Origin of the sequence: Microvirga sp. 17 mud 1-3, assembly GCF_003151255.1 — a bacterium.
Lineage (GTDB): Bacteria > Pseudomonadota > Alphaproteobacteria > Rhizobiales > Beijerinckiaceae > Microvirga.
The window spans coordinates 3093120-3104668 of sequence record NZ_CP029481.1; the positions used below are offsets into that span (position 1 = coordinate 3093120).

General features: G+C 66.2%; 11 protein-coding genes and 1 riboswitch. Of the genes, 3 read left to right on the forward strand and 8 right to left on the reverse strand.

Translation table 11 applies throughout. The annotated features are described in order from the left end of the window. Nucleotides 1-15: 15 nt before the first annotated feature. Complete coding sequence (locus tag C4E04_RS14620) at nt 16-678, forward strand: HAD family phosphatase (RefSeq protein ID WP_109598427.1); 663 nt, start codon at nt 16-18, stop codon at nt 676-678. 514 nt (nt 679-1192) lie between these two features. Here the strand turns inward: C4E04_RS14620 and gcvPB are convergent. Genes gcvPB through gcvT form a run of 5 tightly spaced genes read right to left on the reverse strand, consistent with a single transcriptional unit; the run spans nt 1193 to nt 6155 of the window. Further along, nucleotides 1193-2764 carry an aminomethyl-transferring glycine dehydrogenase subunit GcvPB gene (gene gcvPB, locus C4E04_RS14625; protein WP_174219276.1) on the reverse strand — a complete coding sequence of 524 codons (1572 nt, stop codon included), beginning with the start codon at nt 2762-2764 and terminating at the stop codon, nt 1193-1195. Further along, nucleotides 2764-4104 carry an aminomethyl-transferring glycine dehydrogenase subunit GcvPA gene (gene gcvPA, locus C4E04_RS14630; RefSeq protein ID WP_109598432.1) on the reverse strand — a complete coding sequence of 447 codons (1341 nt, stop codon included), beginning with the start codon at nt 4102-4104 and terminating at the stop codon, nt 2764-2766. Before gcvPA ends, gcvPB begins: the two co-directional genes overlap by 1 nt. Nucleotides 4105-4123: 19 nt before the next feature. Continuing rightward, complete coding sequence (locus C4E04_RS14635) at nt 4124-4597, reverse strand: OsmC family protein (RefSeq protein ID WP_109598434.1); 474 nt, start codon at nt 4595-4597, stop codon at nt 4124-4126. Nucleotides 4598-4617: 20 nt separating this feature from the next. After that, nucleotides 4618-4992 (reverse strand): glycine cleavage system protein GcvH, encoded by a 375-nt coding sequence (gcvH, locus tag C4E04_RS14640; protein ID WP_109598436.1) that lies wholly within the window; start codon nt 4990-4992, stop codon nt 4618-4620. Between the two features lie 20 nt (nt 4993-5012). Next, nucleotides 5013-6155 (reverse strand): glycine cleavage system aminomethyltransferase GcvT, encoded by a 1143-nt coding sequence (gene gcvT / locus C4E04_RS14645; RefSeq protein WP_109598438.1) that lies wholly within the window; start codon nt 6153-6155, stop codon nt 5013-5015. Nucleotides 6156-6312: 157 nt separating this feature from the next. Then, a riboswitch (glycine riboswitch) is annotated at nt 6313-6405 on the reverse strand. A gap of 172 nt (nt 6406-6577) precedes the next feature. Between gcvT and C4E04_RS14650 the strand changes: the two genes are divergently transcribed. Beyond that, entirely contained in the window at nt 6578-7885 is a 1308-nt protein-coding gene (locus C4E04_RS14650; RefSeq protein WP_162559412.1) for a hemolysin family protein, read from the forward strand. A 12-nt stretch (nt 7886-7897) separates the two neighbouring features. Here C4E04_RS14650 and C4E04_RS14655 read toward each other — a convergent pair whose 3' ends face one another. Continuing rightward, nucleotides 7898-8632: a FadR/GntR family transcriptional regulator gene (locus C4E04_RS14655; protein WP_109598442.1), complete on the reverse strand. Its 735-nt coding sequence runs from the start codon at nt 8630-8632 to the stop codon at nt 7898-7900. A 181-nt stretch (nt 8633-8813) separates the two neighbouring features. Between C4E04_RS14655 and C4E04_RS14660 the strand changes: the two genes are divergently transcribed. Further along, on the forward strand, nt 8814-9788 hold the full coding sequence (locus C4E04_RS14660) for a bile acid:sodium symporter family protein (protein WP_109598444.1): 975 nt from the start codon (nt 8814-8816) through the stop codon (nt 9786-9788). Between the two features lie 39 nt (nt 9789-9827). On the opposite strand, the gene C4E04_RS14665 is transcribed toward C4E04_RS14660, so the two are convergent. Both C4E04_RS14665 and C4E04_RS14670 read right to left on the reverse strand, forming a co-directional pair. Beyond that, nucleotides 9828-10871 carry a ketopantoate reductase family protein gene (locus tag C4E04_RS14665; RefSeq protein WP_109598446.1) on the reverse strand — a complete coding sequence of 348 codons (1044 nt, stop codon included), beginning with the start codon at nt 10869-10871 and terminating at the stop codon, nt 9828-9830. 10 nt (nt 10872-10881) lie between these two features. Beyond that, entirely contained in the window at nt 10882-11496 is a 615-nt protein-coding gene (locus C4E04_RS14670) for an NIPSNAP family protein (RefSeq protein WP_109598448.1), read from the reverse strand. Nucleotides 11497-11549 lie beyond the last annotated feature (53 nt).

The following is an 11549-nucleotide window of genomic DNA, read 5'->3' on the forward strand; positions in this document are numbered from 1 at the left end:
TTGAAGGGAAACATCATGCTGCTGATTTTCGATTGCGACGGCGTCCTGGTCGATTCGGAGGTTCTCGCCTGCCGGCTCGACGCCGAGATCCTCACAGGGCTCGGCTTCCCCTATTCAACCGACGAGATCCTCACCCAGTTCGTCGGCGTCAGCCTCAAGGACATGATCGCGCGGATCGAGGCGGAGCACGGACGGTCCCTGCCCGAGGATTTCGGCGAACGCCTCAACCAAACCCTGTTCGCCCGCTTCGAGGAAGAGTTGCAGCCGGTCCCCGGCGTGCGCGACGCGATCCTCTCCCTCCCCTATCGGCGCTGCGTCGCCTCGTCGTCCACCCCTGACCGTATTGCCCTGTCCCTGCGCGTGACGGGCTTGACCGATCTCTTCACGCAGGTCTTCAGCGCCACGGAGGTCCGGCACGGCAAGCCGGCTCCGGATCTCTTCCTCCATGCGGCCTCGCAGATGGGAGCCTCGCCCGAGACCTGCCTGGTGATCGAGGATTCCGCCGCCGGTGTCCGCGCCGCCTGCGCGGCCGGCATGCGTGTGATCGGCTTCACGGGCGGCGGCCATTGCGGCCCCGAACACGCCGAGAAACTGCGCGCCGCGGGGGCCCCCTTCATTCTGGAGCGGATGGAGGATCTGCCGGAGACGGTGCGCCGGCATGCAGAGCGGGTCTCCTAGCGCGGCGGAAGAGGGTGTAAGGCAGGCGAAGCTCTACCGTCATTCCGGGGCCGCGTAGCGGAGCCCGGAACCCATAAACACCAGCGCTTCAGAATTGAGCGCAGCTTTTCCCGCTGTGGCATTCTCGTAAAGCTTAGCGTTTATGGGTTCCGGGCCCAGCGCTCCGCGCTGCCCCGGAATGACGCGGGGAGCGCTGCGCTGCTCTCTGTCCACGGCCCCCGGGCAGGCCGTGGGAAGCGACAACCTGCTCTCCTCCCCCACGGATCTCGGGTGTTCCCGAGATCCGCTCCCTCAAGACGCAAGTCGGGAACACCCGACTTGCGGTGGGGAGGAGCTGGAGGTGGGGGTGTGAGCGCCAAGCTGGATTGAGTTCAGCGCCGGCACCCCCACCCTTAATCCCTCCCCACAAGGGGGAGGGAAACAGGTCGCGCTCCGCCCCGCTCCGGACATTTCCTAAAATGCAAACGGCCGGGACATGCCCGGCCGTTCGATGGTCTTACGAGTGTCTGCGGCTCTACTCCGCCGCTTCCGCGACTGACGCCGGCGGCGTCCACTTGAGCACGGGGCTGCGGGCCGCGCGGGTCTCGTCCAGGCGGCGGCGCGGGGCGTGGTAGGGAGCGCCCGTGAAGCGGCCCTTGTCGTTGCCGGTCGTTGCCGCCATGGCGAGGTCGCGCAGGGTCGCGATGAAGAGGTCGAGGGACGCCTTCGATTCGGACTCAGTCGGCTCGATCAGCATCGCGCCATGCACCACCAGCGGGAAGTACATGGTCATCGGGTGATAACCCTCGTCGATCATCGCCTTGGCGAAGTCGAGAGTGGTCACGCCTGTGTCCTTCAGCCAGGTATCGTCGAACAGGACCTCGTGCATGCAGGGCTTGTCGCCGAAGGGCTGCGAGAAAAGGTCGGAGAGCGAGGCGCGGATGTAGTTGGCGTTGAGCACCGCATCCTCGGAGGCCTGACGCATGCCGTCGGAGCCGTGCGAGAGCATGTAGGAGAGCGCGCGCACATACATGCCCATCTGGCCGTGGAAGGCCGTCATGCGGCCGAACGGCGTCTCGGCCGCATCCTCCTCGTGCTCCACCAGAGTGAGCTCGCCGTCCTTCACGGTCACGAACGGCACCGGCGCGTAGGGCGCAAGCCGTGCGGAGAGCACCACCGGACCGGAGCCCGGGCCGCCGCCGCCATGGGGCGTCGAGAAGGTCTTGTGCAGGTTGATGTGCATGGCGTCGACGCCGAGATCGCCCGGACGCGCCTTGCCGACGATGGCGTTGAAGTTCGCGCCGTCGCAGTAGAAATACGCGCCTGCATCGTGGATCGCCTTGGCGATCTCCGACACTTGATTCTCGAAGAGGCCGCAGGTGTTCGGGTTCGTCAGCATGATCGCGGCGACGTCGGGCCCGAGGAGCTTCTTCACGTCCTCCACATGCACCCAGCCGTCGTCACGGGCCGGCACCGGCTTCACGACGAAGCCGATCAGCGCGGCGGTCGCCGGGTTCGTGCCATGGGCCGAATCGGGCACCAGCACCACGTTGCGGGTCTTGCCCTCGCCGCGCGCCTCGATGGCCGCCTTGATCGCCATCATGCCGCAGAGTTCGCCATGAGCGCCGGCTTTCGGCGACAGGGCGACGGTGGTCATGTTGGTGAGCGTCACGAGGTAGCGGGCAAGCTCGCTCATCAGCTCCAGCGCGCCCTGCACGGTCGAGGCCGGCTGGAGCGGATGCACGTCTGAGAAGCCCGGCAGGCGCGCCATGCGCTCGTTGAGGCGCGCATTGTGCTTCATGGTGCAGGAGCCGAGCGGGAACAGGCCCGTGTCGATGCCGTAATTCATCTGGGACAGGCGCACGTAATGGCGCATGGCCTCTGGCTCGGAGAGACCCGGAAGGCCGATGGCGTCCTTGCGTTCCATCCCGCCGAGGCGGGGCGTAAAGGCCTCCGGCTCATCGAAATCGACGCCGGTCGTCTCGGTGTGACCGATCTCGAAGATCAGCGGTTCGATCTGGGCGAGCGCCTTGTTGCCCGTGAAGGTCGGGTGCTCGTTGGTGCCGGCCGTGCCGGCCGAAGAGGGACGTCCCTGGCGGTTCAACATCACAGAACCTCCTTCAAGGCGGCCACGAAGGCCGCGCGGTCATCATCGGTGTTCACTTCGGTGGAGGCGACGAGCAGCAGATCGTCGAGACCCGCGCCCGGCAGAAGCCGCGAGACCGGCACGCCGCCGAGCACGCCCTTCTCGGCTAGGCGCTCCACGACCTCCGCGGCGGGCTTCGCGAGCTTCAGGGTGAACTCGTTGAAGAAGGTCCTGTTGAGGACCTCGACGCCCTTCACGCCCGAAAGCAGATCGGCGAGCTTCACGGCATTGGCGTGGTTGATGCGGGCGAGCCGCGTCAGGCCCGCTTCGCCGAGCAACGTCATGTGGATCGTGAAGGCGAGCGTGCACAGCCCCGAATTGGTGCAGATGTTCGAGGTCGCCTTGTCGCGGCGGATATGCTGCTCGCGGGTCGAGAGCGTCAGCACGAAACCGCGATTGCCGTCCGCATCCACGGTCTCGCCGCAGAGACGGCCCGGCATCTGACGGATATATTTCGACTTCGCGGCGAAGAGGCCCACATAAGGCCCGCCGAAATTCAGGGCATTGCCGATGGACTGGCCCTCGCCCACCACGATGTCGGCGCCCTGGCTGCCTGGCGATTGCAGAAGCCCGAGAGACACGACTTCCGTGAACACCGCAATCAGCAGCGCGCCGTGCTGATGCGCCTTCTCGGCGATCGGCTTCAGGTCGCGCACGTTGCCGAACACGTCCGGCGATTGGACGACCACGCAGGAGACGCTGTCGTCGATCTGGGAGAGCAGGTCCTCCGTGGCCGAGACGTCGGGCGTGAGCGTCACGACCTCGTCGCTCGCCATGTCGGAGAGCGTCTTGACCACGTCGATGTAATGCGGATGCAGGCCGCCCGAGAGCACGGCCTTGCGGCGCTTGGTGACGCGATGCGCCATGAGCACCGCCTCGCCGGTTCCGGTGGAGCCGTCATACATGGAGGCGTTGGCCACCTCCATGCCGGTCAGGGCCGCAACCTGCGTCTGGAACTCGAACAGGTATTGCAGGGTGCCCTGCGCGATTTCCGGCTGGTAGGGCGTGTAGCTCGTCAGGAACTCGGAGCGCTGGATCAGGTGATCGACGGTCGCCGGCACGTGGTGCTTATAGGCTCCGGCGCCGACGAAGAACGGAACCGACGAGGCCGGAACGTTCCGGGCGGACATGCGAGACAGGATCCGCTCCACCTCCATCTCGCCCTTGCGGCGAGGCAGGTCGATGAGGCCCTGGAGAAGCTTGTCCTTCGGGATGTCGGCGAAGAGATCGTCGACGGTTTTGACGCCGATGCGCGCGAGCATCTCGCCGCGGTCGGTATCGGAAAGGGGGAGGTAGCGCATCAGACGAAAACCCTATGCGTTAATGCGACGGGATGCCGGCCACCACCACGTCCGCGAGGACGGAATTGGCGATGTAGCATTCCTGGTGAGCGAGGTGGTGCATTTCGGCGAGCTGCTCCGGCGTCGGCACCTTGTCTCCGGAGAAGACGATCTTCGGATCGAGGGTCACCTGGGAGACGTAGAGCTTGCCTTTTTCGTTCTTGGACATGACGCCGCGCGCATCGTCCTCGTAGGAATCGACGACGAAGCGCTTCTTGGCTGCGACGTAGAGGAAGGTGAGCATGTGGCAGCTCGAGATCGACGCCACCAGCGCCTCCTCGGGATCGACCGCATTCTCCAGCGAATAGGGCAGCGGCACCGATGCGGGCGCCGAGGAGGCCTGGACCGTGATCCCGCCGTCGAAGGTCCAGCGATGACCGCGGCTGTAGCGGTTGTCGCTGAAGACCGCCCCGTCGCGGTTCCAGGAAACCTTTGCGGTGTATTCGTGCGCCATGGTCCAGGCCTTTGTGGGATTTAAGAGATGGACTTCACGAATTCCTGGTACTGCTCTTCGGTCAGCAGCCCGTCGAGCTCACCGGGGTTCGTGAGGCGGATCTTCAGGAACCAGCCGCGGCCGGCCGGGTCCTCGTTGACCGTGCCGGGGTTCTCCTCGAGGCCGGAATTGACCTCGAGCACCTCGCCGGAAACCGGCGCGTAGACTTCGCTCGCGGCCTTCACGCTCTCGACGACGGCGGCTTCATCGCCCTTGGCGAGGGACTTGCCGACGCTGGGCAGCTCCACGAACACCACATCGCCGAGCTGGCTCTGTGCATAGTCCGAGATGCCGATGGTGCCGGCGTCGCCCTCGACGCGGATATATTCGTGGTCCTTGGTATAGCGCGTGGTCATTGGTGATCCCCCTTGGAATGTCAGCGCTTGTAGCGGTGCGGTGTGAACGGCATGGCCGCGACCTTGGCCGGAAGCGGCTTGCCGCGCACCATGAGATGGAGGTCCGTTCCGACGGCCGAAACGTCCCGTGAGACATAGCCCATGGCCACCGGGCCATTGACGGTGGGCCCGAAGCCGCCGGACGTGACGATGCCGACTTCGCGGCCGTCGGGCGTGGTGATGAGCGTGCCCTCGCGGGCAGGCGCCCGCCCCTCGGGCTTCAGGCCGACGCGGACGCGGGCCGGGCCTTCCTTGATCTCGCGCTGGATGCGCGCGGCGCCCGGAAAGCCCCCCTCCTCGCGGCGGCGCTTCTGGATCGACCAGGTCAGGCCGGCCTCGATGGGCGAGGTGTTGGTGTCGATGTCGTGACCATAGAGGCACAGGCCCGCCTCGAGGCGCAGGGAATCGCGGGCGCCGAGGCCGATGGGCTTCACCTCGGGATCCGCCAGGAGCGCCCGCCAGAGAGCGACCGCATCCTTGTCGGCCACAGAAATCTCGTAGCCGTCCTCGCCCGTATAGCCCGAGCGCGACAGGTGGACGTCGAGGCCTGCGAGCTTCGTCGGCCGGACGGCCATGAAGGTCATGTCCGCAGTGTCGGGCGCCAGGCGCGCCATCACCTCGGCCGCCTTCGGCCCCTGGATGGCGAGAAGCGCGCGGTCCTCGAAACGGACGAGCTTCACGTTGGCCGGGAGGCGCGCTTCCATATGGGCGTAATCCGCCCCCTTCATGGAGGCGTTGACCACGAGCAGGAGCCGGCCGTCCGCGGCCGGATCGGCCGGGCGGGTAACCATGAGATCGTCGAGGATGCCGCCCTCCTCCGAGAGCAGCTGCGAATAGCGCTGCTGGCCGGGCTTGAGGTTGACGATATCGGCCGGCACCAGGGCCTCAAGGGCGCGGGCCGTGGTCTCGTGGTCGGGCCCGACCAGGGCGGCCTGGCCCATATGGGACACATCGAACAACCCCGCATGCTCGCGGGTCCAGGTGTGCTCGGTCAGGATGCCGGTGGGGTACTGGACCGGCATGTCGTAGCCAGCAAAGGGCACCATGCGGGCGCCAAGCGCCACATGCTCGGCATGGAGCGGGGTTTTCAGGAGCGGCTCGTCGGCACGGGCAGGCTCAGCCATGGGAATCCCTCAAAAGGCGCGCGTTTCATCGGGCCTTCGCCGGCCCGCTTCAGCGCCCCCTCTGTCCCGAGACCTGAGAGATTTCCCCCGCCTGCGCGGCAAGGTTACGCCCGTCGGTGGGCGATGCTTGACAAGCGTCGCCACTTTCCAGAGTGCCAGCTCCCGCGCGGTCCTTTGGCCTGAGCGTTTCCGGGGCGGTTGCGCCTTCGGCGCCGGGCTTTGAGGGCCCGGTCTCTCCCGCGGGGATCATCGGCTCGTCCACCTCTGAAGAGGAAATGCGATCCTGTCAATAAAGCAGGGGGCCGCACCGGGACCCGTCCCCGGGTCGATTGACGGCCCTCCCCCGAGGCCCCATGTTAGGGACCAGCTTTCACAGAAGGGGGAGACGCGCGGCCCGAGCCGGTCGGCGGCTTCTGACGTCGTTGCTCGAACTGGTCATCGCTTTCGTCCTCATCGCCCTTAACGGCGTCTTCGCGCTTTCCGAACTGGCTATCGTTTCCGCCCGCCGGGCTCGCCTCAAGGCTTTCGCCGATCAGGGCCGCCGCGGCGCCGCAACGGCCCTGACCCTCATGGAGGATTCAGGGCGCTTCCTCTCCACGGTCCAGATCGGCATCACCCTGGTGGGCATCCTGGCCGGTGCCTTCTCGGGCGCCGCGCTCGGCGGCCGGCTCACCGAGATCCTGGCCGCCAACGGTGTCCCACAAGGGGCAGCCGAACCCCTGGGCTACGGCATCGTCATCGGCCTGATCACCTATTTCTCCATCGTGGTGGGCGAGCTCGTCCCCAAGCAGCTGGCGCTCCGGAACCCGGAGAACATCGCCTGCCTGGTCGCTCCCCTGATGCTGCTCGTCTCGAAGGTCGCCGCCCCTGCGGTCTGGCTTCTCAACGCCTCGACCCGCCTGATTTTCGGCCTGTTCGGGTCGAGCGCGGAAGGCGAGAGCACCGTCACCGAAGAAGAGATCAAGATGCTCGTGGGCGAGGCCGAGAGCGCCGGCGTGATCGAGGAGGAGGAGCGCCGGATGATCGGCGGCGTGCTCCGTCTCGGGGACAGGCTGGCCCGCGCCCTCATGACGCCCCGCACCGACGTGGACTGGATCGACCTTGAGGACGGGCCGGAGGCGATCCGCGAGCTTCTCATGACCACGCCCCATTCACGCCTGCCCGTGAGCGAGGGCAACTCGGACAACATGATCGGCGTCGTCGAGGCGCGGGAACTCCTGGCCGCAATCCTGGCCGGAGAGGAACTCGACCTGCGCAAGCACGTGAAGACCGCTCCCGTGATCCCGGACACTCTCGACGCCCTCGATGCCCTGACGGTCCTGCGTGATTCCGCCGTGCCCATGGCCCTGGTCCATGACGAATACGGCCATTTCGAAGGGGTCGTGACCCCCGCCGACGCCTTGGAGGCCATCGTCGGCGCCTTCCGGTCGGACGGAGAGGCGCCCGAGCCGGATGCGGTGCGTCGCGACGATGGCTCCTGGCTGCTGTCCGGCTCCATGCCGGTGGACGAGATGGCCGAAGTCCTGGTTCTCCCCCTGCCTGAGAACCGCAGCTATCACACGGTCGGTGGCCTCGTGATCAGCGAGATCCAGCATCTGCCCGCGGTGGGCGAGCATGTGGACGCTTTCGGCTGGCGCTTCGAGGTGGTCGACCTGGACGGGCGCCGGATCGACAAGGTCCTTGCCATTCCGTTGAACCAACGAGCAGGAGCTACGGCTCCGGTGCCTTAGAGGGTCTTCTCCTCAGGGGGCTTCCGGCCAGAAATTTGCCTCGCGGCCCGATGCCGGCGCGTGCGTCCCCATGATCGCCTGGATAGCCCTGAGATGGTCCGCCATCACGCGTTGCGCCGCATCGGCGTTGTGCTCCGCAATGGCGTCCACGATGGCGCCGTGCATGCGGCCCTGCTGCGCCGCATATTCCCGCTTGCGCGCCTGGCGGAAGGCCCTGTCGTGCTGGCGCTGCCACCGGGCGCGACCGCGCACCGACGACAGGACATCGAGAAAGGCGATCAGCAGAGGGTTGCCGGAGATCCGGGCGATCCCTTTGTGAAAGGCATCGTCCGCCTGTTCGTAAGCCTGCCAGTCGGGCGCCGTGCTGCTCCTGAGCGCATAGTCGCGCAGCAGCGCCACATCCTGGGGAGTCGCGTGCAAGGCTGCGAGCCCGGCGATGGGCGGTTCGATCAGGAGCCGGGCCTCGAGCACGTCCGCCGGAGAGGCGAGCTCGGCCAGAACCGAGGGGCGGATCGGCTCCGTGGCGGGGCGCGGGCCCATGAAGGTCCCCTGCCCCACATGGCGCCAGATCAGCCCCTCCTTTTCGAGAATGTCGAGCGCAGCCCGCAGGGTTGCGCGGCTGCAGCCGAGCTGGGCGGCCAGGACCCGTTCCGGCTCCAGCCGGTCCTGCGGACCATAGGCCTGCCGTTCCAGATAGGTGCGCAGCCACTGGACCGCATCGCCTGTCGTCACGCGTGTTCCGGGCATCGCACTCCAGACCAATTTTCAGACCAATTCGAATTTCCTTTATGTAGCAGGTCCGGGGCTGTTACGACAGGCTGAGCGGCCGAAGCGGACGCCCTGGTCCAGGCCGGGCACTCCCGGCGCCACCCTAACACCCGATCCGATCGCCCGATGGCGCCCGGACCACCCGAGCGGACATGCGACGATGCGCAAGATCGACCCGTTTCTCCTGCTAATCATGGCAGCCGTGGCCCTTGCCAGCATCCTGCCGGCACAGGGCTCCGCTGCCGAGATCCTCGGCCATCTCGGCATCCTCGGCATTGCGCTGCTGTTCTTCGTCCATGGCGCCGCCCTGCCACGGGAGGTGGTGCTAAACGGGCTCGTGCAATGGCGGCTGCACCTGCTCATCTTCGCCATTACGTTCGTGGTGTTTCCCCTGGTGACGATGCCCTTTGGGGCGCTGCCGCCGCAATGGATTCCGCCGGATCTGCTCCTGGGCTTTCTCTATCTCTCGGCGCTGCCCTCGGCCGTGTCATCCTCCATCGCGTTCACGGCCATGGCCAGAGGCAACGTGCCGGCGGCCATCTGTAGCTCGGCGGCCTCCAATGTCTTCGGCCTGCTGCTGACGCCCCTGCTCCTCTCGCTACTGACGCGGACTTCCGTCGAGGGTGGGTTCGACCTCACCCAGGCCCTGGCGGATGTGATCGTGCAGCTCCTGGTCCCGTTCATGGCAGGCCATTTGGCCCGGCCCTGGCTCGCCGGCCTCATGGCCCGCTACGAGCATCGGATCAACCTGCTCGACCAGGGCATCATCCTGCTGATCGTCTATGCGGCGTTCTCCCAATCGGTGGTAGATGGGCTCTGGTCCCATCTCCCGCCGAGCAGTGTAGCCCTCGCGGCGGCACTCTGCCTTGTTCTTCTGGGAATCGTTCTGGCCATCACGGCCTTTGCGGCCCGCCGGCTCGGCTTCTCCCGGCAGGACGAGATTGCGGCCGTCTTCTGCGGGTCGAAAAAGAGCCTCGCATCCGGCCTGCCGCTCGCGAAGGTGCTGTTCGGAGTGGCGCCGGGCTTCGGCATGATCGTGCTGCCGATCATGTTCTACAATCAGATCCAGATTCTTGTGGGCGCCGTCATTGCGCGCCGCTATGCGCAAAGCGAAACGGCTCAGGCACCGGGCTGAACGGAAGGCCCGGCACTGGCCTTACCCGCACTCGGAACCTTACCGGGCCGTGGCATGCTCCATCTCTCGGGCGGCAATTTCGGCGAGAACAAGAGCCTGGTCGATACCCTCGGCCGGAGCGCCGGCTTCGACCGCCTGCACTCGCTCGATGAGGGCAGCGATCGTCGCCACAGGCAGGCCGTGACGACGACCAATCTCGACCACGGGCCCGAGCTGGTAGGGCACCTCGGTCGGGCGGCGGCGGACCATGATGTCGCGCCAGACCCCGCTGTAGAGCTTGGTCGAACCCTTCCGGCTCGCGATGATCGCCTCGATGCAGGCATCGGCGTCCGCATCCCGACCCGTCAGGAAAGCCGCCGGGTCGAATGATTGGAACGGCATCGGCCGCACACGCTCCGCGACGGCAATTGCCAGAACCGAGCGGATGAGCCAGCGGATCAACGGTCGCAGGCGCGGCTCGGAGAGGAAGCCGACGATGGTTTCTTGCGTGATCCCTTCGGCCTTCAGCACCGTCGCCCAGGCAAGCTTGCTCCAGAGATAGCCATAGATGTTGTCGGTCAGGATCGCATCCGGCTCGAAATCCTTCAGCGTGGCATGAAGATCGACCACGCGAGGCGTGAGCGCACCATCGAGTTCTCCGACGACAACGGCACCGCGCCCGCCGAAGGTGATGCGGCCCGGCTCCTGCCAGTCGGAGCCAAAATTCACGAAAGCGCCCATTGTCCGCCTGTCGCCCGCGACTGCCGCAATCTGCGGCTCGTTCATGCCGTTCTGGCAGGACAGAACGTAGCCGTCGTCGGCGAGATGCGGCATCAGCCCATCCAGCGCCGTCGCCGTGTGCTGAGCCTTTACGGCCAGGAAGATGCGGCCATAACGGCCCTTCACCTCGCCGGGCAGCATCGCCCGGCAGCGCACCGAAAAGGCATCCACAGGACCGTCGATCTCCAATCCGCGCCGCTCGATGGCACGCACGTGATCTTCGACCAGATCGGCGAAATGGACCTCGTGTCCTGCGCGCGCCAGGAAGGCGCCGATGGTGCCGCCAATGGCTCCGGCGCCCCAGATGAGGATCGGATCGCTCATTCCTGATCTCCTATTGCAGCGGCGAGCACGGCAGCGGCAGGCAGATCATTGCCTGCATCGGCGGCGGCAGCGATCCCGGGAAGGCGTTTGGCGGCCAAATGCCCGCCTTGACCGCCTCGGAGCGAATCCGCAGCCGTTCGTCGAAACTTGAATAGGGCCAGAGGTGGGTGAAACGTGGGGGTCCGTCGAGCGCAGTTCCGGCGGCAAGGACCGGCGACATCTCGGCTCGGGCCGGCAGCTTACGCTTCCAGGCTTCCATCAGAACCGGCAGCGTCCCAACGCGAAGATCGTAAGTCCGCAACTCGTAGCAGGGACCAAAGCGCCCCGCCGGCACCGGGTCAATCCAGGAAAAGGGCAGATAGGCCTCGGCGCTGTAGCCGGTCATCAGGCTTTCGCAAAAGAACGGGTCGGTCGCCATAGCTAGTTGCCGCCGCTCGGCCATGAACTCCATGTCCGTCACGTAGCCGCGCATCAGCACGATCCGGTTCAGCGTTCCGACCTCAGTCGCCCAGCAACCGAGCATGCGGCCCCCTGCGGCACCTTTCGCGATGTACTCCGCCAGCCTCTCGGACGCTTCGGCATGATGTCGGGCAGGGACGCTCAGAAAGACATACTCATGGATCATCGCGACCAGCCCACTACTAAGATCAAAATCTGCAAAAACTTGTCATTGTTATT

Coding starts and splice junctions, on each gene's coding strand:
- C4E04_RS14620 (WP_109598427.1), top strand. CDS start 16: ATGCTGCTGATTTTCGATTGCGACGGCGTCCTGGTCGATTCGGAGGTT.
- gcvPB (WP_174219276.1), bottom strand. CDS start 2,764: ATGTTGAACCGCCAGGGACGTCCCTCTTCGGCCGGCACGGCCGGCACC.
- gcvPA (WP_109598432.1), bottom strand. CDS start 4,104: ATGCGCTACCTCCCCCTTTCCGATACCGACCGCGGCGAGATGCTCGCG.
- C4E04_RS14635 (WP_109598434.1), bottom strand. CDS start 4,597: ATGGCGCACGAATACACCGCAAAGGTTTCCTGGAACCGCGACGGGGCG.
- gcvH (WP_109598436.1), bottom strand. CDS start 4,992: ATGACCACGCGCTATACCAAGGACCACGAATATATCCGCGTCGAGGGC.
- gcvT (WP_109598438.1), bottom strand. CDS start 6,155: ATGGCTGAGCCTGCCCGTGCCGACGAGCCGCTCCTGAAAACCCCGCTC.
- C4E04_RS14655 (WP_109598442.1), bottom strand. CDS start 8,632: ATGCCCGGAACACGCGTGACGACAGGCGATGCGGTCCAGTGGCTGCGC.
- C4E04_RS14660 (WP_109598444.1), top strand. CDS start 8,814: ATGCGCAAGATCGACCCGTTTCTCCTGCTAATCATGGCAGCCGTGGCC.
- C4E04_RS14665 (WP_109598446.1), bottom strand. CDS start 10,871: ATGAGCGATCCGATCCTCATCTGGGGCGCCGGAGCCATTGGCGGCACC.
- C4E04_RS14670 (WP_109598448.1), bottom strand. CDS start 11,496: ATGATCCATGAGTATGTCTTTCTGAGCGTCCCTGCCCGACATCATGCC.